Annotated in this window: 19 protein-coding genes and 1 pseudogene; 11 read left to right on the top strand and 9 right to left on the bottom strand. The window is 71.4% G+C overall.

Translation table 11 applies throughout. The features are described 5' to 3' along the window. A pseudogene (locus TR50_RS22040) lies at nt 1–199 on the top strand (flotillin); the annotation flags it as partial. Nucleotides 200–318: 119 nt separating this feature from the next. Beyond that, a complete protein-coding gene (locus TR50_RS22035) occupies nt 319–693 on the top strand; it encodes a hypothetical protein (RefSeq protein WP_042424278.1) in 375 nt (124 codons plus the stop codon). Nucleotides 694–734: 41 nt separating this feature from the next. On the opposite strand, the gene TR50_RS22030 is transcribed toward TR50_RS22035, so the two are convergent. Then, nucleotides 735–1,130 carry a CBS domain-containing protein gene (locus tag TR50_RS22030; RefSeq protein ID WP_042424275.1) on the bottom strand — a complete coding sequence of 132 codons (396 nt, stop codon included), beginning with the start codon at nt 1,128–1,130 and terminating at the stop codon, nt 735–737. An 80-nt stretch (nt 1,131–1,210) separates the two neighbouring features. Then, a complete protein-coding gene (locus tag TR50_RS22025; RefSeq protein WP_152648548.1) occupies nt 1,211–1,687 on the bottom strand; it encodes a DUF5994 family protein in 477 nt (158 codons plus the stop codon). Nucleotides 1,688–1,950: 263 nt separating this feature from the next. Between TR50_RS22025 and TR50_RS22020 the strand changes: the two genes are divergently transcribed. Both TR50_RS22020 and TR50_RS22010 read left to right on the top strand, forming a co-directional pair. Further along, nucleotides 1,951–2,376: a CBS domain-containing protein gene (locus tag TR50_RS22020; protein ID WP_052441197.1), complete on the top strand. Its 426-nt coding sequence runs from the start codon at nt 1,951–1,953 to the stop codon at nt 2,374–2,376. Nucleotides 2,377–2,661: 285 nt separating this feature from the next. After that, nucleotides 2,662–3,324, top strand: a complete 663-nt coding sequence (locus TR50_RS22010; protein ID WP_439654235.1) for an Rv1733c family protein — start codon at nt 2,662–2,664, stop codon at nt 3,322–3,324. 195 nt (nt 3,325–3,519) lie between these two features. Here TR50_RS22010 and TR50_RS22005 read toward each other — a convergent pair whose 3' ends face one another. Then, nucleotides 3,520–4,905 carry an aldehyde dehydrogenase family protein gene (locus TR50_RS22005; protein ID WP_042424264.1) on the bottom strand — a complete coding sequence of 462 codons (1,386 nt, stop codon included), beginning with the start codon at nt 4,903–4,905 and terminating at the stop codon, nt 3,520–3,522. Between the two features lie 270 nt (nt 4,906–5,175). Between TR50_RS22005 and TR50_RS22000 the strand changes: the two genes are divergently transcribed. Together TR50_RS22000 and TR50_RS21995 are read left to right on the top strand one after the other, a co-directional pair. Further along, on the top strand, nt 5,176–6,081 hold the full coding sequence (locus TR50_RS22000; RefSeq protein ID WP_042424261.1) for a cyclase family protein: 906 nt from the start codon (nt 5,176–5,178) through the stop codon (nt 6,079–6,081). A 159-nt stretch (nt 6,082–6,240) separates the two neighbouring features. After that, entirely contained in the window at nt 6,241–8,367 is a 2,127-nt protein-coding gene (locus tag TR50_RS21995) for a SpoIIE family protein phosphatase (protein WP_052441196.1), read from the top strand. Nucleotides 8,368–8,457: 90 nt separating this feature from the next. Here TR50_RS21995 and TR50_RS21990 read toward each other — a convergent pair whose 3' ends face one another. The 3 genes from TR50_RS21990 to TR50_RS21980 form a co-directional block, all read right to left on the bottom strand. Continuing rightward, the gene (locus TR50_RS21990) at nt 8,458–10,161 is read right to left on the bottom strand and encodes an aldehyde dehydrogenase family protein (RefSeq protein ID WP_042424258.1); all 1,704 of its coding nucleotides are present in this window, start codon (nt 10,159–10,161) and stop codon (nt 8,458–8,460) included. Between the two features lie 47 nt (nt 10,162–10,208). Next, nucleotides 10,209–11,546: an MFS transporter gene (locus TR50_RS21985; protein ID WP_042424255.1), complete on the bottom strand. Its 1,338-nt coding sequence runs from the start codon at nt 11,544–11,546 to the stop codon at nt 10,209–10,211. Nucleotides 11,547–11,712: 166 nt separating this feature from the next. Continuing rightward, complete coding sequence (locus TR50_RS21980; RefSeq protein ID WP_042424252.1) at nt 11,713–12,636, bottom strand: TauD/TfdA dioxygenase family protein; 924 nt, start codon at nt 12,634–12,636, stop codon at nt 11,713–11,715. Nucleotides 12,637–12,822: 186 nt separating this feature from the next. On the opposite strand from TR50_RS21980, the gene TR50_RS21975 reads away from it, so the two are divergent. After that, nucleotides 12,823–13,425 carry a TetR/AcrR family transcriptional regulator gene (locus tag TR50_RS21975; RefSeq protein WP_042424249.1) on the top strand — a complete coding sequence of 201 codons (603 nt, stop codon included), beginning with the start codon at nt 12,823–12,825 and terminating at the stop codon, nt 13,423–13,425. Between the two features lie 236 nt (nt 13,426–13,661). Next, on the top strand, nt 13,662–14,876 hold the full coding sequence (locus TR50_RS21970) for an MFS transporter (protein ID WP_052441194.1): 1,215 nt from the start codon (nt 13,662–13,664) through the stop codon (nt 14,874–14,876). Nucleotides 14,877–14,961: 85 nt separating this feature from the next. Here the strand turns inward: TR50_RS21970 and TR50_RS46855 are convergent, their stop codons facing one another. Further along, the gene (locus TR50_RS46855) at nt 14,962–15,348 is read right to left on the bottom strand and encodes an STAS domain-containing protein (RefSeq protein ID WP_160311150.1); all 387 of its coding nucleotides are present in this window, start codon (nt 15,346–15,348) and stop codon (nt 14,962–14,964) included. Between the two features lie 1,103 nt (nt 15,349–16,451). Here TR50_RS46855 and TR50_RS21960 point away from each other — a divergent pair. From TR50_RS21960 to TR50_RS21955, 3 genes are all read left to right on the top strand, one after another. Beyond that, on the top strand, nt 16,452–16,655 hold the full coding sequence (locus TR50_RS21960; RefSeq protein WP_042365718.1) for a cold-shock protein: 204 nt from the start codon (nt 16,452–16,454) through the stop codon (nt 16,653–16,655). 526 nt (nt 16,656–17,181) lie between these two features. Continuing rightward, nucleotides 17,182–17,403, top strand: coding sequence for a hypothetical protein (locus tag TR50_RS44365; RefSeq protein WP_084700709.1), 222 nt, complete (start codon nt 17,182–17,184; stop codon nt 17,401–17,403). A 192-nt stretch (nt 17,404–17,595) separates the two neighbouring features. Then, complete coding sequence (locus TR50_RS21955; protein WP_063775117.1) at nt 17,596–19,743, top strand: SpoIIE family protein phosphatase; 2,148 nt, start codon at nt 17,596–17,598, stop codon at nt 19,741–19,743. A gap of 13 nt (nt 19,744–19,756) precedes the next feature. Here the strand turns inward: TR50_RS21955 and TR50_RS42780 are convergent, their stop codons facing one another. Both TR50_RS42780 and TR50_RS42775 read right to left on the bottom strand, forming a co-directional pair. Then, on the bottom strand, nt 19,757–19,945 hold the full coding sequence (locus TR50_RS42780) for a hypothetical protein (protein WP_152648544.1): 189 nt from the start codon (nt 19,943–19,945) through the stop codon (nt 19,757–19,759). A 5-nt stretch (nt 19,946–19,950) separates the two neighbouring features. After that, entirely contained in the window at nt 19,951–20,400 is a 450-nt protein-coding gene (locus TR50_RS42775) for a DUF5994 family protein (RefSeq protein WP_152648543.1), read from the bottom strand. Nucleotides 20,401–20,635: the final 235 nt, after the last annotated feature.

Here is a 20,635-nt window from a genome sequence, read left to right as displayed (position 1 = left end):
GAAGGCGGCGGCGGGCGGTCTGGCCGGCGCCAACGTCAACGTCCTCAACGGCGCGGACGGACTCGGCGAGATCGCGGCGGGGCTGGTCGGCCAGGGCCTGACCATCCTCGACTCGGTCCGGCAGAACCTCGCCACGACCCGCACCCAGGGGGAGAGCGAGGGAGCGGCACGCGCACGGCACCTCGGGCCGGTGGACTGACCACACGCGGGAGGGTGACCGGCCCACCCACATCACCCCGGATGCGACCGGCCGGGCCCGGCGGCACCCTGGACCGGGGACGCTACGACGGACCGGGGACGCCACGACAGGAGACCGGGATGGGTACGAACGCCGACCAGGTGGAGACACGGCTCTCGGTCCGGGAGGACAGTCCCGTGGCCGGCACGGTGATGGACGTCCTGATCACCGCGGATGCCGGGACTGTCGGACGGATCGCTGACCTGGTCCGGGAGGCCTGCGCCCCGGGTCTGCACGGCGGGGACCTCGTCGTGCTCCAGGAGCGCGAGGAGGCCCGGTCGCTGCCGTCCTCGGACGGCACCGCCCGGATCGAACTGGTCTCCCAGGACCTGGCGCTGCTCGACGTGATCCGCAAGCATGTCGGCACCGTGTACGAGACCTCGCCGGACAGCGAACGCGCGTCGGCCCACGGCACCGTGCGCCTGGTGGTCCTGGGCGAGACCGAGCGTCGTTGATCCGCGGGTCGCCCCCTCCCGGTGTCGCACCGCCCGGACGGTCAGCCGCTCAGTTGCTCGGCCGTGATGACACCCACGGCGAATCCGTCGGCGTCGACGACCGGCCAGACGCGTACGTCGTGTTCCCGCATGGCCCTGGCGACGGCGTCGAGCGGCGTGTCGGGGTGGGCGAAGGGCTCGAGCGGGCGGGCGAGGTCGCGCAGCCGGGCGCGCTGGCTGTACCAGGGCTCGGACACGTAGCCGCTGAGGTCGTCCCTGGTGACGAGGCCGACGCAGTGGCCGTCGTCGGCCCGGACGAGCAGGTGGTCCACGTGGGCGCTGTGCAGGATGTCCAGCGCCTTGTCGACGGCGGTGTGGTCGCTGACCTGGAGGTCGGCGGGGACCATCACGTCGGCTGCGCGGCGACGGTCCGGGGACACGTCGAGGGTGAGAGCCATCGGGCCTCCCTTGGTGATCAGGGGTCGCTCCCGGCTTCGACAGTCTGTGACGGCCGGGCGGGCAACTGCCTGATCGGCTGTCAGTCCTGCAGGGACACAGGACGGCCAGCCGCATACGCCGGGGCGAGCAGTTGGGCGGAGGACCTGCGATTGCCGCGCATGGAGGCGCGGGCCATGGCCGCCGACGCCGTGTCCGCGTCCGTCGCCGGGGGGACGACCAGGAGCAGGAAGTGGTCCTGGAAGCCGCAGGTGAGACTGACGGTCCAGTCGCAGCCGGGGAACCAGCTGATCCGGATCACGCGGCCGTCCACAGTCACCGTGCGCGGGACCTCGTCCCACGCCACCGTGTCGAGTCCGACCCGGAGGACGCTGCCGGTGTGGGCGGTCAGCGCGGTGATCAGGTCGGGCAGCTCGGCCTGGAGACGGCGCGAGCGCGGCCACCAGGCGCCGTCGAACATCCCGGTTCGCGACATCGTCGCTTCGAGCATCAGCCGGGGCAGGAGCGGAGAGCCGAGCGCGTCCACCCGCAAAGGAGGCGGGTAAGAGGAAAGGTCCATCGGCGCCATGTGAGGTCGCCCGTCCGGTCCGCGAGCGGACCTGTCATGACCCAGGGCGGCACCAGCGCGGATGTTGGTGGGAAGGCGCTTCCTCGGCTACCTCCACGGTACTCCGGCGGTGGTTCGCCTCCGGGCGTCTACCAGCGGAGTAGCCTGGGGAGCGTCCAGGGCAACTCGTATCCGGTACACGTTCCGGCATCGTCCTGGGTTCACAACACCGCCGGGCCGTCGACGGCCGCCCGGAGACAGGCGCAGGTGCCACCGTGGCCAGCCAACCTCTCGCCCCCGCACGCTCCCGCCTGACCGTGGCCGACGCCATGGAACCCTGCGAGCACCAGATCGCCGACGACACCACCATCGACCAGGTCAACGACCTCTTCGACGACGATCCCGGCATCCCCTACCTGCTCGTGCGCGATGCCGCCGGACGCTTGGAGGGCCTGGTCACCAGGTCGGCGCTGCTCGTCTTCCTGGCACGCTCGTGGTACACCGAGCACACGTTCATCCGCGACGTCACGCACCAGCGCGGTCCCTTCGCCCTGCCGGGCATGAAACTAGAGTTCGCCGCAGAAGCCATGCGGCTCAAGCGCCTGCGGGTCTGGCCTGTCGTCGACCACGACGGCCTTCTGCTGGGCGTGTTGACCACGCGTCGGGTCAACGCCATGTCACCCGTCCTGCAACCGTCCTGAGGGCGGTCCGACCGCCGTCGGGTGACAAGGCCGCCTACCTCGATCCAGGATCCTCGATCACTCGATCACTCGGCCGCGTGGCTCGGGGGTCGGGTTGTCGCGGCTGTCGGCTGTCGGCTGTCATCGGGAGGCCTTGACCGCGGCCAGCCGTGCGATCACCGCGCGGTCGACGGCGTCGCCCACACCACGATCGGCTCCCGGCCCCACCGGACGCGGTCGGCCCGGGCCAGCTCTGCGGGGATCATCTCTGGGCAGGCGTGGGTCGGCCGATGGCCTCAGGATGGAATGGCCACGTTCTGCAGCCCCCTCGCTCGAGAAGCCTCGGCCGTTTGGCCCGTTTCTCTTTCCTGGAGGAGAAGGGAGGCGGTGGCCACGCCATCGATCTCGTCGCGGCCACCGGGGTCCGAGCCCCGGCGGCGGAATCCGCTGAGACGCCGGAGCGACTCCGTCCGGGACTGGCTGCCGGCGCTTCTGGCCGTGAGCGTGGTCGTCGCCGCCACTCTGTGCGCCCTGCTGGGCCTCCACCTCTATGCCGCCGACCGCGCCTCCGCGCTGCGGCAGGCGCAGACACTGCACCGGGTCTCCGTGGTGGCCGCCACGCAGCCCTTCCCGGCCGGCATCGGGGTCTCCCTGGCGACCGTCGACTGGACCGACGCCGCAGGGGCGCATGCGGTGCAGGCAGCGGTCCCGGCCACGACGAACGCAGGCGACCACCTGGTCGTGTGGGTCGACCGGAACGACGTCCCGCAGGGCGCCCCGACCCCGGCCGCCCAGAGCGCGGGCACCGCCGTGACGTACGCGGTGTCGGCGTTCGCCGGGGCTGCCACGCTCCTGGCGTGCGGGTACATCGGGACCCGGTACGCGCTCAACAAGCGGGTGGAGCGGTCCTGGGAGGAAGAGTGGGCGCTGGTCGAGCCGGAGTGGAACCGCTGGAACCGTCACGGCTGAGCTGATCGCGGTGGACACGGCCTCCGACCCGCGAAGCACCCCTGCCTCCCGCGCGGACCAGGTCGAGACCCTGGGCCGGTTCTGTGCCCGCGTACGCGCGTCGGCGACGCTCCTCCGCTCGCGCTCGTGGTTGGAGCGGGCGCAGCTCACGCCATGGTCGGCTTTGCCTGTGCGGTGAGCACAGGTGTCTCCTTGTCAGGGCATCAGCTTGCTGATGACCCCGTGCATCCGCTCGTGTTCGGCATACGGCGGATACTTCACGCCGGGATCGAGCCGGGAACCGTGGTAGAGGACCCCGCGGGCATTGGTGAACGCCTCGAACCCGAATCGTCCGTGGTATTTGCCCATTCCGGAGTTGCCTACACCGCCGAACGGCAGTTCGGGGACGAGCGGGTGGATGGAGCAGTCGTTGACCGCGGCGTCGCCTGACTCGGTGGCGTCAAGGATCTCCTCGGCGACGCCGTCGTCCTCAGCGAACACGTACAGGCCCAAGGGCCGCGGGCGGGTGTTGACCCAGTCGATGACGGCCTGGACCGAGTCGATCTCCAGTACCGGCAGCACCGGCCCGAAGACCTCCTCCTGCATGACCGGGGAGTCCGCGGGCACGTCGACCAGGACGGTCGGCGCGATGTAGCGCTCGGCCGGGTCGGTCTGGCCTCCGACGGCGACCGTGCCGTTGTCCAGGTAGCCGGCGATGCGGGCGAAGCTCTTGTCGTCGATCACCCGGCCGTAGTCCGGGCTCTGCTTCGGGTCCTCGCCGTAGAAGTCGTGGATGGCATCCCTCATCTCGGCGACGAACTCGTCCTTGACCTCCGGCCAGACCAGCACGTGGTCGGGCGCGGTGCAGATGTGCCCCGAGTTGATGTAGCGGCTGAAGGCGATCCGCCGGGCCGCGGACCGCACGTTCGCCGATGCATGCACGATGGTGGGGTTCTTCCCGCCCAGCTCCAGCACCGCCGGGGTCAGGTGCTTGGCGGCAGCCTGGTGGATGATCCTGCCGACCTTCGGGCTGCCGGTGAAGAAGATGAAGTCCCAGTGCTGCTCCAGCAGGGCCGTGGTCTCCGGGATCGCTCCCTGGACTACGGCGAAGGCCTGAGGGTCCAGATGTCTGGGCACCATCTCGGCGGTCACCTGGGCACAGGCCGCGGAGATCTCCGAAGGCTTGAGCACCGCGGTGTTGCCACCGGCGATCGCGGCGACCAGGGGGGCAAGCGTGAGCATGTACGGCTCGTTCCAGGCTCCGATGATCAGGCATACCCCGAGAGGGTCGCGACGCACCCGCACATGGCCTGGCTCGAACACCAACGGGGTGTGCACCCGTTCGGGCTTCATCCACTCGTGGAGGTGGTCGAGTGCATACTGGGCTTCCTTGGCGCAGTACTCGACGTCCATGAGGTCGGCGTCGAACCGGTTGCGGCGCAGGTCCTGCCAGAGCGCGTCGAACATGGCCTCGCGGTTCTCGCGGATCATCGACACGACCGCGCGAAGCTGCTCCTCTCGCCAGGCGGCGGCTCTGGTCGCCCCGGTCAGGAAGTAGGCGCGCTGTGCGGCGACCAGGCCTGTGTAGTTCGGACCAGTCATAGCCTCGTCCCTTCGATCGAGCGACGTCACCCCCTGTGCAGTTGGTTTCATTCTGAGACCGCCCCGTTGCGGCGGCATCCTGCGACGCGGGACCGCCCCGTGGAGCGCTCCCGTGGGTCGGGGCGATTCGGCGTCTCTCGGCAGGTCAGACGGAAAAACCGCCGGGTCTGTCGGATATTGGATCGTGGCGGTGGCATCACCGAGAAACGACGGGAGACGGACCAGTTCATGGACCCCCAAGCGCAGTCCGGGCCCTCAAACCCAGGGCGAATGAGCCAGGAGGAGTTCCGGGCGCTGTACGAGCGGCTGCGCGAGCGAGCGTGGGGCGGTGCCCGCGGCGCCCTGGATGCCGTCACCCCGGAGCGGATCCTTGCGGCAGCCGCCGAGGTCCGCAGCGGCCGGACCGTGTCCCTGGCCGCGTCGGTGGAGACTGAATCCGGACCCGACAATCCGCATCCGGCCGGCCACCGGCTCACCAGCCCGCCTGAGAACCAGGCCCCGCCCCGCGGGCTGCACTTCGCCACGGACCACTTCAGTATGAACGTCCACGGGGACGCCGACAGCCACCTGGACGCGCTGTGCCACGTGGTCTACGACGGCACCCTCTACGGCGGCGTCCCCGCGGCCACCCTGACGCCTGACGGAGCCACCGCCCTGTCCGTCGACATCGTGCGCGACGGGATCGTCGGGCGCGGCGTGCTCCTCGACATCCCCCGGCTGCGCGGCGTGCCATGGCTCGAGCCCGGTGAGCACGTGACGTACGACGATCTCGTCGCTGCCGAGACGGCCCAGCGGGTCCGGGTCGGTGAGGGTGACCTGCTCTTCGTCCGCGTCGGCCACCGCCGACGACGCATGGAGACCGGTCCCTGGGACGCGGCAGCCACCCGCGCAGGACTCCATCCCACCGCGATGGAGTTCCTGGCCGAGCGTCGCGTGGCAGTGCTGGGCAGTGACAGCAACAACGACACCGCCCGCAGTTCGACGGATGGTGTCGCCTTCCCCGTGCACGTCCTCGGGATCCACGCTCTCGGGATCCACCTCCTCGACTACCTCCAGTTCGAGGACCTGGTACCCGTCTGCGAGCAGGAGGACCACTGGGCATTCCTGTGTGTCGTCGCGCCGCTGCGGCTGCCCTTGGCCACCGGCTCCCCGGTCAATCCGATCGCGATCCTGTGACCAGCGGGTTGAACGGGTGAACGGTCCGTGCCGGTCGGGTGCTTCCTGAGGCGGGCGCAGCGCGGTCCCTCGTTGTCGGACGGTGCAGACCCGGGTGGTCGGTGCCCCGTGAAACCGCCGCGGCGGCGGTGTGTAATGGCTGGAGGGAAGGAGGCGATCATGAGCGCTCCTGATGACGCCGCCCCCCGCCGGAGCAGACCGGTCCGGGCTCCGGGGGCCGGGCCTGCGGACCCTCCGAGCCGCCCGGATGTCGACAGCGCGATCCTGCGGGCGCTGCTGACGCAGTCCCCTCTGGGTCTGCAGGTCCTCGATTCCGACCTGCGGGTGATGCGGATCAACACGGCAGGGCCGGGTCTGCGGGGACTGCTGAACGAGGAGGTTCTCGGCAGGCCGGCCCGCGAGGTGGCGCCCGGCCTGGTCGACGACGCCCTGGAGCAGATGATGCGGGACGTCCTGGACACGGGCGTCCCGGTGCTCGACATGGAGCACACCGGCCGGCCGCCGGCCGACCCCGACCACGAGCACACCTACTCGGTCTCGCTCGTCCGCCTCCAGGACGCCAGCGGTGTGCTCGGCCTGATGGTGGCATCCACCGACGTCTCCGAGCGGCGCCGGGCCCGCGCGGGTCTGGACCTGCTCCTCGATGCGGGCACCCGCATCGGCACCACGTTGGATGTCATGACCACGTGCGGGGAACTGGCACGAGCCGTCGTGCCGGACCTGGCCGACATCGCCGTCGTGGACGTCCTCGACGACGTGCTGCTGGGCCAGGCGCCGCCACCCGGCCCGGTGAGTGCCGTCGCTCCGCTGCGGCGTGCGGCGTTCGAGTCGATCGAAGGGGCGCTGGCTTCGGTCGCCTACCGCGTGGGCGAGCTCAACCTCACCTACCCGCGGTCCTTCCGGGACTGCCTGACCAGCCTGCGGCCCCGCCTGGTGCAGCGCCTCGAGATCGACAGCGAGTGGGGCGCAGCGGACCCCCGTCGTGCCGAGTTGATCCGCCGGACGCGGGCCCACTCGCTCGTGGTCGTCCCACTGACCGCTCGCGGGGTCGTCCTCGGCCTGGCCAGCTTCTACCGGACCGTGCCGGCCGAGCCCTTCGACGAGGACAGCCTCGCGCTCGCCACGGAAGTCTGCGCCCGCGCGGCGGTGTGCATCGACAACGCCCGCCGCTACACGCGTGAACGCAGCGCGGCACTGATCCTGCAGTCCAGCCTGCTCCCGCAGACCCTCCCGCTCCAGAGCGCCGTGGAGGTCGTCCACCGCCACGTGTCCGCCACCGCCGCCGGAGACTGGTACGACGTCATCCCGCTGTCGGGAGGACGTGTTGCCCTCGCCGTCGGACACGTACCGGGGAGCGGAATGCACACCGCTGCCGCCATGGGCCGACTGCGCACGGCCATCAACACCCTGGCCGCACAGGATCTGGCTCCCGACGAACTCCTCGCGGCCCTCGACGACCTGGTGACCGGCCCGGCCGACGGCGGCGCGCCCACCTCCGGGACCCACCCCACCGGCGAACAGGCGGTCGGCGCGACCTGCGTCTACGCGGTCTACGACCCGATCTCCCGGCGTTGCACGCTCGCCAGCGCCGGCCACCCGGCCCCGGTCATCGCCTGGCCCGACCGCGAGGCGTACGTTCCCGACCTGCCCGTCGGCCCGCCCTTGGGAAGCGGTCGCCCGCCCTACAGGACGACGGAAGTGGAGCTGCCGGAAGGCAGCATCATCGCCCTGTTCACCAGGAACCTCATCACGCCGGAGAGCGGTCCCCCGGACGGACTGACCTGGCTGCGCGGCGCTCTGAGCGTCCGCCACCCCACACTCCACGACACCTGCGACGCGGTCATCCGCGCGCGACCCCCGGCGAGTGCCGACGAAGACGTCGTCCTGGTGCTGGCCCGTACCTGCACCCTCGACCCCGACCACGTCGCATCCTGGACCCTCCCCAACGACCCCTCCGTCGTCTCCACGGCCCGCGCCCGAAGCAGCAGCCAACTGGATGCCTGGGGCCTGCCGGAACTCGACTACACCACCCAGCTCGTGGTCAGTGAGCTGGTCACGAACGCCATCCGCTACGCCACCGGTCCCATCGAGTTGCGCCTGATCCGGGACCGCACTCTGATCTGCGAAGTCACCGACGGCAGCAGCACCGCCCCCCACCTGCGGCACGCGGACCTCGCGGACGAGGGCGGGCGCGGCCTGTTCCTCATCGCGCAGCTGACCCGCCGCTGGGGCACCCGGTTCGCCGACCGGGGCAAGACGATCTGGGCGGAGCAGGCTCTGAGCTGAGTGGGTTCTCACGCAAGGAAGTTGGGCAGCATCACGGCGACCCGGTCACCGGGGGCGACACCGCTGCGGCGCTCCGGCTGAGCAGGAGGGTCAGCCGCGCAGGGCGGAGGCGAAGACGGCGGGCAGCTTGGCGAAGCCGGGGGCGGCGGTGAAGTGCACGACGCGCTCGACCGTGGTCCGGGCGGTGCGGTTGGTGACGAAGTAGGGCGGGCGCGGGGAAAGCGACGGGGAGCCGGTGAACAGTCCGCGGGGGAAGGGGGCGAAGGGGGCGCGCAGGACGGTCTTCTCGACGTCCTCCAGCATGAAGGCGTTGTGGACGAACCCGATGCCGCTGCCGATGTCCTGGCGGGTGTGGCCGGGGTAGGCGCCCCAGGGGGTGTAGCCGAGGAGGAAGCCGAGTGCGGACCAGCAGTTGACGCCCAGGGTGCCGTAGCGCAGTGCGGCCACGGCCGCCTCCACCGCGGCGCGGTGGTTCCGCTCGGTCCTCGGGTGGACGATGAGGCTGGCGCCGAGCGTGCCGGGGAGCGTGTCGTTGGCGAAGTCGACGGCATGGCGCAGGAACTCCTCGGGCGTGTCACCCGGCAGTCGCACCACCCCGAGGGCGCTGGCGAAGACCTCATCGGTGATCATCATGTCGTCGTGGTCGGTGATGTCGGGGACGACGATCCGGCAGTCGCCGTGGTGCTCGGCGTCCGGGTGTGCCTCCAGTACGGCGGCGAGGCGCTGGTCGGCCCCGGGGTAGTAGTCGGTGCGGGGCGGGAGCTCCCACAGGATCGTGCGGATCTCGGCGAGCAGCCGCTCGGTGCCGTCCCAGGCCCGGGGCAGGACCAGGACCTGGCTGGCGATGCAGTTGTGGCCGGAGTTGTTCATCTTGCTGCTGACGATGTGCTCGGCCTGGAAGCGGAAGTCCGCCGCGCTCCAGGGACCGGGGGCCACGATGCACGGGCTGACCCCGCCCAGCTCGCTGCTGAACGGCTTGCCGATCAGCGGCGTGTCGTCGCGGCGGCGCTGCGCCGCGCGGTCGTCGGTCCCCCAGACGATGGCGTCGTGGGTGCGGTCGCTGCCGGTGACATGGATGGCGTCCACGCCCTCGTGCGCCGTGAGGTACGCGCCCTCGGCCGCCCCGCCGTCGACGAAACGCACCCAGCCCCGCGCGGAGAAATCTTCGAAGACCCGCTCGAAGTGGGGCCGCAGGTAGGCGTTGACCGGGTTCATCTTGGCGATGACGACCTGGCCCTCGACGTACAGCTTGTGCAGGATGTCCAGCGCGGTGATGGCCGCGACGTTGCCGGCGCCGAGCACGAGTGCCACCGCCGGGATCCCAGGCTGCCCTCGGTACTCGCCGGCGGCGCGGTCCCGCACGTCCTGGGCGCTGATGCCCGCGCGGATCCACACCTGGGCCTTGAAGCCGTTGAGCAGCAGGGCGTCCCAGCCGGTGGCGGGGAAGACGTCCACCGTGGTGCGCCCCTCGTTCTCGCGCACCGCCCCGGCCGCGACCGGCTCCTGGCCGGCGGCGATCCGGCGCAATACGTGCAGGTAGGCGCCGACGTTCTGGGCCAGCGCCCAGGGGGCGCCGATCCAGTCCTCGGCCGCCCACGGGCTGTCGGGGGCGTAGCCCTTGGCGTCGGCGCCGGCCGCAGCCATGTCGGCGGTGCCGTCGAGGATCCGTGGCAGCATGCGCTCCAGCAGCGCGATCCGCTCGGCGATCGAGGTGGCGGCCCACGATGCTGCGCCATCGCGCAGTTCGGCGACGGAATGGTCCAGCAGGGACGTGTCGAGGGCGGCGGCGGTCATGGTGCGCTCCTAGGGAAGCGGGATGGTCCCGAGTGGATGGCCGGTGGTCAGGCGGCGAGGCGGGCGGCGTCGCGAGCCGGGTCGATCAGGGTGAAGGCCGCGAGGGCGCCCACCAGCAGAAGGACACCGGACATCACGATGGCCGTCTGGTAGCCCGGCACGCCCTGGCTGTCGACGAGCTTTCCGACGACGGCCGGGGCGATCAGACCCGCCGTGGTGACCACGGCGTTGGTCGCGCCCAGCGCGCCGCCGCGCCGGGCGGGCGGGGCCAGTTCGCTGATCGTGGTGGCCGCGATGGTCGGGAAGGAGCCGCCCAGCCCGAAGCCGAGGACCAGGAGCGCGGTCTTGGCCCCGGCGCCGGGGACCGTGGGAAGGGCCAGGCAGGAGACGGCGCCGAGCAGCAGCAGGCCGGCGCCGACCCGGCCCCGCGCCCAGCGGGTGCCGACGCCGCGTCGCATCAGCCGGCCGGTGAGGGCCGCCTGGCCGAGCAGCACGACGGCGCCCAGGGCCCAGGGCAGAGCGACCAGCTTTCCGGCGGCCGCGGAGGAGTGGCCGAGCCCGTTGTGCAGGTAGGACGGCATCCAGACGAGCATCAGGGCGATGCACCAGTAGCTGGTGAAGTACGCGACGGTGGTGCCGATCCAGGTACGGCTGCCGAAGAGCCGGCGGTAGGGGGGTCGTGCCGTGGACTCGGCGGCAGCCTCGGACACGGCGGACTCGCCGGACACGCCGGACACGCCGGACACGCCGGGCTTGCCGGACTCGGCGGAGTCGGCGGAGTCGCCGGAGGGAGTCTCCGGGACGTCGGTCGGGTGCTTCTTGTCGGTGCCGAGCACCGCCCACGCCACGGCCCAGACCGCACCGGCGGCCGCGACGACCCAGAGCGCGGCGCGCCAGCCGTGGTGGCCGATGATCCAGGTCAGGCCGGGGGCTGCGGTGATCACGCCCAGGGTGACGCCCAGGGAGACCAGTGCCCCGGGCAGGTTCCGGCGGTGGTTGGGGAAGAAGGATAGTGCCGTCTGCTGGGCGACCGGGAAGGCGGGACCCTCGGCGGCTCCGAGGACGATCCGTGAGCCGACCAGCACGGCCAGGCCGCCGCCCAGCGCCGCGGGCACCTGGGCGACCGACCAGAGCACGGCCATGGTCAGCAGCAGCCACGTGGGCCGCACCCGGTCGGACATCAGGCCGACGGCGGCCGCTGCCACGGAGAACAACAGGAAGAAGGCGCTGTTGGCCAGCCCGAACTGTGTCGCGGACAGACCGAGGTCCGCGCGGATCTCGTCGGCCGCGAGTCCGAAGACGGACTTGTCCGCGAAGTTGACCATCATGAAGACCACGAGCAGGCCGGTGACGATCCAGGCGCGAGCACCCGGACCCCGATCCACCGAGGGAGCTGAACGGACTGGTCTGGCAGGGGAGTCGGCTGTGGTCACTGGGGTCTCCGAAGAATGCCGGGCAGGGACGTGGACAACGCGGAAGAAGTGCAACGGTGCAACGCCGTGGTGGCCCGGCTCTCGATGCGGCTGCCGGGCCACCACGGAGGTCGTGGCCTCAGGACAGCGGGACTCCGGCGATCGCGATGCGCTCCATGACGCGGCGCTGGGGGTAGTAGTCGTTGATCGCGTAGTGCTGGACCGCGATGTTGTCCCAGATCGCGACGGAGTCCGGCTGCCAGCGGAAGCGCACCTGGAACTCGGGGATCCGGGCCTGGAGGGCGAGCTCGTGGAGCAGTTCCCGGCTCTCTGCGTCGGGGAGGCCGACGATCCGCGTGGTGAAGGGCTCGTTGACGTAGAGCACCTTCCGTCCGGTCTGCGGGTGGCGGACCACCACCGGGTGCTGCACGGCCGGCAGGGTCTTGCGGAGTTCCGCGATCTGTTCGGCCGTCATGAACGAGCCCCAGGTCGGCACCCAGTCGTGCTCGGCGGCGAGCCCCTCGATCCTGGATTTCATCTCCTCGCTCAGGTTGTCGTAGGCGGACGCCATGTCCGCCCACATGGTGTCGCCGCCGGCGGGCGGGACCTCGACGGCCCGCAGGACCGACCCGAGGGCGGGCGCGGCCATGAAGGAGTGGTCGCTGTGCCAGATGTTCTCGGTGCCGATCGCCTGGGCGTCCTTGGCCAGCCGGGAGACGCCCGGCGTCTCGGCCTTGGGGAAGAAGGGGTTCGCCTCCGGCTCGCCCCAGACCGCGGCGAGGGCCAGGTGGTGGTCCGGCCCGAAGTCGTGCTGGCCACGGAAGAAGATCACCTTCCACTCCAGCAGCGCCTGCCGCAGCTCCTCGGCGAGGTCCTCGCCGATCGGCCGGGCGAGGTCGACGCCGCGGATCTCGGCGCCGATGTGCGGGGTGAGCGGCGAGACGTCCAGGAGCCGGTACGCGGCTTCCGGGGCGCCGGGTGCGACGCGGTCCAGGACGCGGCGCCCGAAGTGGATCAGGGGCTTGTCCAGGACGGATGCGGGTGCGGCGGCAGGCGTGGGCATGGAGACCTCCAGGGGCGACCACTGATTCGTTACCGGAAGTATCGATATCAGCGGGCGGCTCGGCAAGGGTCTGCCGCGCTTAATTTCGTTACCCTCGGTATGCATTTTGTGAAGCACGTGTTCATGGGGCCGGGGCAGCGGGCTGGGCGGTGCGGTGGGGTCTTTGTCGGCCCTTATGCTCGGACGATGGTCGACACACAGGCACGGGCGGTCGAGCGGGGGCCCGGGCGTCCGCGCGAGGCACGTGTCACGGGCGCCGCCCTGAACGCCGTGGTCGAGCTGATCACCGAGCAGGGGGTCGCCGCCGTCACGATGGACGCGGTGGCTGCGCGTGCCGGGGTGAGCAAGCCCGCGCTCTACCGCCGCTGGCCGTCCAAGCAGGCCTTGATCGTGGCAGCGGCCGAGACCCGCATCGGACCGCTCTCGGTACCGGACCGGGGTGATCTCCGCGCTGAACTGCGCGACGTCCTGAGCTCCCGGTCGGCGTCCTACCGGCTGCCCGGGACCGACCGGCTGCTGGCCGAGCTGATCGGCGCGGCCGCGAGGGACAGCGCCGTGCGGGAGGAGTACGCCGCCTACGCCGACCGCGTGACGAGCGAGACCCGGATCATTCTCGAGCGCGCGCAGGCCCGCGGGGAGGTACGACCGGACGTCGACATCCGCTCCGCGGCCACGCTCGTGGCAGCGCCGCTCGTCTACCGCCTGCTGGCGGAACGCGACCTGCCCGACGCGCGCTTCGTGGACAACCTGGTCGAGCTCATCGTCCGCGCCGTCACGCACGAGTCCTGAGCCGGGCAGCACGCGGTCGAGGCGGTCTCAGGGCGGTTGCCGCGGTCCGGGCCCGGATCGTGTCCCGGGGCTCGAAGCAATGGAGCGGGTGACTCCAGGCCGAAGGAGTGAAACGGCAGGGCACGCGTTGGGCCCGCGGTTTCGGGCGGGGATGCATCGCCGACACCAGAGCTCTCTTCGACAGAGGTGGCCCACGCGTGGCGGTTGGTTCCAGGACGGAGAGTGCCGTCGTCAACGTGGCCGGCCTGGTGCAGGGCATCGTGTTGGTCACCTTTCCGGCGGCGAGCACCATCTTCACCGAGAAGAGCGAATACGGACTCTCGAGCACCCAGTACGGCCTCATGTTCCTCCCGCAGGTCGTGACGGCGATCACCGCGTCGCTCCTCGGCGAGGGACTGGCTGCCCGCATCACCATGAAACGGGTCTACCTGCTCGGCCTGGGCAGCAGCACCGTGTCGATGTGCCTGCTGATCGCGAGCACGGGCGTGAAGAGCAACCAGTCGGCCGCCTATCCGCTGTTGCTGGTCGCGACGGCCTTCCTCGGTGCCGGTTTCGGCCTCGCCGTCCCGGTGCTCAACACCTATGCCGCGGCGTTCCACCCGGCTGGCGTGGACCGCGCGGTACTGGTGCTGAACGCGCTCCTGGGCTTGGGCACGGCGCTCGCGCCGGTCTTCGTGGCCGTGTTCGTGGGACTGGGGTTCTGGTGGGGCCTTCCGGTCATGTCCGTGATCCTGCTGGTGGTGCTGTTGCTGTTCAGCGCACGGCTGCCCTTGCGCGGAGAGGTCCAGGCGCCCGGCGCGGCAGGCAGCGGCGGATCACACCGACCGCGCCGGTTCTGGTTCTTCGCGGCCTTCGCGGTGCTGTACGGCATCTGCGAGACCATGAACGGCAACTGGTCCCAACTGGACATGACCACCCGGCTGGGCGCGTCGGCAACGCAGGCGTCGTTCGCGCTGGCCGCGTTCTGGGGAATGGTCACGATCGGCCGGATCCTGTTCGCTGCCCTCGGCCGGTGGGTGCCTGAGCAAGTCACCTACCGAATCCTGCCGTTCGTGCTGGTCGCGACCTTCCTCCTGGTCTGGCGCCTGCCGAGCCATGCCGCCGGTGCCGGGATCGCCGTGTTCGCCCTGGCCGGCCTCGGCTGCTCCGCCCTGCTGCCGCTGACGATCAGCTTCGGCGAGAAGGATCTGGCCGCCATGTCGGCGGCCGTGGCCGGCGGCGTCATCGCCTTCTACCAACTTGGATACGGCATCGCGGCTTTCGGTGTCGGTCCGCTGCAGAGGGCGGGCCTGAGCCTGTCGGCGATCTTCGGCTGCGCCGCCGTCGCCGCCGGTGCCATGGGCGTGCTGTCCTTCGTCGTCGCTCCCGGGCGTCCTCGGTCCGCCCGGCCGGCGACCGAGCAGGCGGGATCGCCTCGCCCATCGGGCCACAACGGCCCCCAGGGCCAGTGAGCCAACGGCTCCGCCTCCTACGGCGACAGGCGGATGCCCGGGCCCTGACGTTGCGTCGGTGGGTCCGGTGCGGTTCGCCCTCGCATCAGCGGTGGCCGAGATCGTCCACTGCGAGCTCGTAGTGGGGATAGATCAGGAACAACCGCTCCGCGGCGGTGAGCTTCAGCAACCGTTCCACCTGTCGGCACGGCGCCACCAAGGCCAGCGGCACGCGCTCGTGCTCGGCCAGCGCCCGGACTCCCAGCAGCAGGTTCAGTCCCGCCGACCCGCAGAAGGTCACGGCGCGCATGTCCAGGCAGACCACTCCCGGGTGCGCCTCGACAGCCCGCCCCAACGCCGCGCGCGCGTCCGGGCACGTGTCCGGGTCCAGGTCGCCGATCAGTGAGCACACCAGCGTGCCCGGTATCCGGGCGAACTCCACCTCCAACGGGGCCCGCGGCCTGGTGCCCGCCGGAGGATCGACAGCGCTCATCGTCCGCTCCGAACCGTCCAGAACGCCGAGAAGAGGCGACGCCCAACACCAGGCGATGTCCGGCGGCACCGCCCCCACCAGAGCCGGCGCGCTCGCCACCCCGGGGTGCGGCGTCACGGACGGGGAGCCGGGCGGTTCGTGCCGGTTGCGTGGCGCGGGCCCGGGACGGTCCGGGACGGGCCACGTTGTCGCGTGCCGCACGTCCGCCGGATCTCCGGCGGACGTGCGGGGTCCAGCCGACCGATCACGCGTCATTCAGGTTCCCCATGTGTCGCTTTCTGTTGCGCACCGGCCGTGGCCGTGCGATGTCGGCTTGCGCCTTTGCGAGCGGTCCGCCATGCCCACGTCAGGTCCTGGTGGGGCGCAGCCCCCGTGGACTGGGCTGCCTGCTTGGTCGGCGTGCTCCGTCGCGGATGCCTCAGCGGCCGCGGCCCGGCAGTTCCGATGGCCTCAGGGCCTCGTGGTCGCGACGCTGTCTGCCGCACCGGGCGTTCGGTGGAGAACGGCAACAGGTCCGACGTGTGGTGGTACACGGAGCCGACCGCGACGGAATGGGCGGTGGGGCATGAGGCACCTTCTCGTTCGAGCGTCGGCGGGAGCCGTCTTGACGAGAACGCGGGCGATGCGTGGCGCGTGCTTGCCGTGGGCCGTCGGAAGAAGCTTCGCGCAGGACGGGGGTCTCTGGCTAGGGCGGCCCCATGTCTCCCCGATATGCCGGCACGGCCTGAGGGCACGAGGCCGGTGGAGATTCCCGGCGCGACGGGGCCTCGTCGACGCGGGACTGTGTGATCTGAGGTCGACGAACGGCCCAAGCACTCGGAATCGCACCGTGGTTGGGCGATGTGGGCCCCGTGGGAGCGCGCTGCTGTGCCGGTCGCGGGAGGGCGACGCCTCGTGAAAAGTCGCCGGGTTCGGCAGCTTTCCGTGCTACTGTCGATATCTGTTGCAGTTGTGGTTCCCAAAACTTCAGTCCCCCGCTCGACCGCACCAGGTCCGAGTGGGTGTACTTCTGTATTTCCGGTGCTTTCCGGGCGGGGCAATCATCGCGGCGACGCGGGTCCGCAGAGTGCGGTCCCGGGTAATGCCCCTGAAGGAGATTCAAGATGGCATCCGGCACTGTCAAGTGGTTCAACTCGGAAAAGGGCTTCGGCTTCATCGAGCAGGAGGGCGGCGGTCCCGACGTCTTCGCCCACTACTCGAACATCGCCACCCAGGGTTTCCGTGAGCTGCTTGAGGGCCAGAAGGTGACCTTCGACGTCACCCAGGGTCCGAAGGGCCCGCAGGCGGAGAACATCATCCCGGCCTGACGCCGACGCGTACGATGCGGCCGGGGCCCACACCCAACGGGTGTGGGCCCCGGCCGCGTCGGTTTTTCCTGTACGAGCGAGCCGTGTGGCAGGCCTTCCGGAGCCTGCGGACGCGGGCGCCGCCGGTCGAGCCGCCTGGAATTACGGCCATATTGTCGGACAGGGCGCCTCCCCGTACGCCGGGGGCCGCTGCTTTCCTCCGCCGTCTCCGCTGTTTCGTCCGGCCCTGAAATTCTCACCGCCGGCGGCTGCCGTGAATTCCTCGACGCGCATGCGCGAGGAAGGCTCCTTATGCACCGTGCACAGATCGACGCCTTCACGTCATCGACCGGGCTCGGCGGCCGGCCTCGCTCCGCAGACCACCCGAGTCCACCCCGGCGTCGGCGGACCGCGCCGCAGCGCCGAGGAGCGGAGCGTCTCGGCGACCCCGCGCGACCTGCCCGCCGTGGCGTCCCCCCGACTGCGGCGCCGGTGCCGCGACCGGACGGGGATGGTGCACCCGCTTCGTGACCGCATACTTGTCCTAATGACAAGATCTGAGGGACCCCGACGCACTCTGCCCACCAGCCCGTTCACGCGCCCTACCGCAGCAGCCCCCGAACAGTTCGCTGCCGGCGACCGGGTCTCCCACGACAAGCACGGCCTGGGCCGTGTGGTCGCGGTGGAGGACGACCTCTCCGTGATCGTCGACTTCGGCTCGTCCCACCGGCGCATCTTCGTCCCCTGCTCCGTGATGACCAAGCTCTGACACGGCCTCCGGGCCGAGGCGCCGTCCACCTCCGCCCGCGTCGCCGCCTTGCTCACCCCCTCCTCCGACCTGCCGGGTGGGCTGTTGCGGGTGAGGATGGAGTGGATCGGGTCTGTGCCCTCGACCGCCCGATCGAGGGCACAGACCCGTCGGCCTCTTCCGCGACAGTGGTCGGCTGGAGGGAGGGCAGGGATGAGCACCTCGGACGCGGACGTGTCCGGACGGGACCCGGAGCGGGTCGGCCCGTCGCTGCCGGGCGGGCTGCTGGATCTGCTGGGCGTCGCGGCGGCGCTCCTCGACGGTGACGGCCGGATCGTGCTGTGGAGTCCGCAGGCCCGTGAGCTGTTCGGCTGGAGCGCCGACGAGGCCCTGGGCCGGTACGCGGCGAAGCTGCTGGTCGCCGAGGAGAACGTGCCTTTCATCCTGGAGCTCTTCGCGAAGGTCATGGCCAGTGGGGAAAGCTGGGCGGGTGTCTTCCCGGTCCGGCACAAGGACGGCTCGACCCGGCTGGTGGAGTTCCGCAACATGCGGCTGCGGGACAAGGACGGGGCCCGGTACGCGCTCGGCATCGCCGCCGACGAGTCCGTGGTGCGCGGGGTGGAACGCGACCTCGCGCTGTCCGCCCGACTCGTCACCCAATCGCCGATCGGCCTGGCGGTGTTCGACACCGACCTGCGGTACGTGCTGGTCAACCCGGCGCTGGAGCACATCGACGGCATCCCCGCCCGGCTGCATCTCGGGCGAACCGTCGCCGAGGTCCTGCCGTTCCTGGACGCCGAGACGATCCAGACCGCGATGCGCGAGGTCCTGTCGAGCGGCAGACCCCTGCTGGAGCAGTCCACCACCGGCCGTACCCCGGCCGACCCGGACACGGAGCACGCCTGGCTGGTCTCGTACTACCGGCTCGACGGCAGCGGCGGGAGAGTCATCGGCGTCGCCCTGTCCGTCGTGGACGTCACCGAGCAGCACCGCGCCGACCAGCAGGCCGCCCAGGCCCGCCGCCGACTCGCGCTGATCGCCCGGGCCTCCGCCCGCATCGGCACCACCCTCGACCTGAGACAGACCGCCCGAGAGCTGGCCGACACCGTCGTGCCGGATCTCGCGGACATGGCCGCCGTCGACATCCTCGACGCGGTCCTGCGGGCGCGCAGCGCCCATCTGACCCCGACCGGTCCGGCGGACTTCCGTGCGCTGGCCGTCAAGGCCGCGTACCCCACCGAGGCGACGGGCGCGGCCGACCCGGTGGGGGAGATCAGCCGCCACCCGGCGGACCGGCTGGTCACTCGCAGCGCGACCTCCGGCAGGCCCGTGCACATCCCGCACGTGCGCCCCGACCACCTGGCGCACATCGCACGCGACGAGCAGGCCGCGGCCGCCCTCGCCCGCGCCGGTGTCCACTCCTACCTGGCGGTTCCCCTCACCGCCCGCGGCGAGGTGCTGGGCGTCCTCGACATGGTCCGGGCCCGCAACCCGCTGCCGTTCGACGCCGACGACGTCCTGCTCGCCGAGGAACTCGCCGCCCGCGCCGCCGTCTGCATCGACAACGCCCGCTGGTACCGGACCCAGCGCAACGCCGCCACCGCCCTGCAGCGCCACCTGCTCCCGCGCATCCCCGCGCACGCGCCCGGCCTGAACCTCGCCTGCCGCTACCAGCCCGCGGGGGCTCCCGGCCACGCGGGCGGCGACTGGTTCGACGTCATTCCCCTCGGCGACACCGCCACCGCCCTGGTCGTCGGCGACGTCATGGGCCACGACATCAACGCCGCGGCGACGATGGGCCAACTACGCACCGCCACCCGCACCATGGCCCGCCTCGGCCTGGAGCCGGCCGAGATCCTGCGTCAGCTCGACCAGCTCACTGAGGAGTTGGAGGAGACCATCGCGACCTGCGTCTGCGTGCTGCACGAGACCGTCACCGGGCGGTGCAGGATCGCGCTGGCCGGACATCCGCCACCGGTCCTCCACCGGTCCGACGGGCCGGCGATCCTGCTCGACCTGCCCCCGGGCGCCCCCCTGGGCGCCGCCGCACACGTCCCGTTCGCCACCACCGACGTCGACCTTCCGCCCGGCGCCCGGCTGTTCCTCTACACCGACGGTCTGGTCGAGCAACGCGACCAGGCCATCGACGTGGGTCTGAGCGCGCTGCTCGACCAGCTCGCCGGTCCCCGACCGAGCCTCGACGAGGTCTGCGACAAGCTCCTGGCCGTCCTACCGGGCAGGAACGCGGACGACGACGTGGCCCTCCTCATCGCCGAGGCGGAGCCGGCGTCCCAGGATGAAGGGCCGGGCACTGCGCGCCGCTCCACACGGGAGAGCCGCTCCGCACGAGAGCGGGGATGACCCGGCTGCGCTGTCAGCGCAGACACGCCGGGCAGGGGTGCCGGTCGACCAGGGCCTGACCGAGCGAGATCAGCACGAGGCCGGGAGCGCCGTCGTCGTCGGTGTGCGAGGCGGCCTGACTGGCCTGGAGGATCCTGCAGTCCTCGCGGGCGTGGTACACGTCGCTCGCGTCGGTGGTGATGGCGACGACGGGGGTCGGCACGGCGGTCACGCTCCTGGCGGTCGTCGCGTCGGCGAGGAGCGCTCGGGCGGTCTGCCGGCTGCCGGGTGCGCTGCGGCGGTCATGAGCTGCCGCGCCCGCCAGGGGTCGGTCTCCGGCGGCACCACGAGGAGCTCCCACGTCCCGACGCGGTAGGAGAAGACCGTGATCGTGTGGGGGTCGTGGGCGGGGTCGTACCAGTGCACTCCTACGTCGTGTGATCCGGCAGGGACGCTGTGGCGCAGATCGGTCCAGGCGGCCTCGTGGACGGTGGCTCCGGTGATGCGTCCCCAGATTCCGTCCAACTCTGCGATCAGGTAGGGGAGTTGTTCGAAGAGATTCCGTGAGTGCGGCCACCAGGCCCCGTCGAGACCGGATCGGGGGCCAACCGGGGTCAGCGTCAGCCGCAACGAGGGCGGTCCCGGTGGAGCGACCGCGGGAGCGGGGGCGGTGTGCATGGTCATGATGGTGACGGCCTCTCTCGGGGGTGGGTGCGGGACACGACGCCGGTCACGTCGACTCGGAGCTCGCGGGGAGGGGGAGGGAGGGCGGATGCGTCGGGCGCCGTCCGGCGACACGACGGCAGGGCCGCCGGCAGCGGCCTTCCCGAGGACCAGGCGCTGCGAGCGCGATTCCGGGCGGGGCGGGCGAACGGCGACGCCGGGGCGGTCGAAGCAGCGACACGGACACGTG

Source organism: Streptacidiphilus anmyonensis (assembly GCF_000787855.1).
Taxonomy (GTDB): Bacteria; Actinomycetota; Actinomycetes; order Streptomycetales; family Streptomycetaceae; genus Streptacidiphilus; species Streptacidiphilus anmyonensis.
Note: the sequence above shows the minus strand (reverse complement) of the source record. Positions and strands in the feature narration are given on the sequence as shown.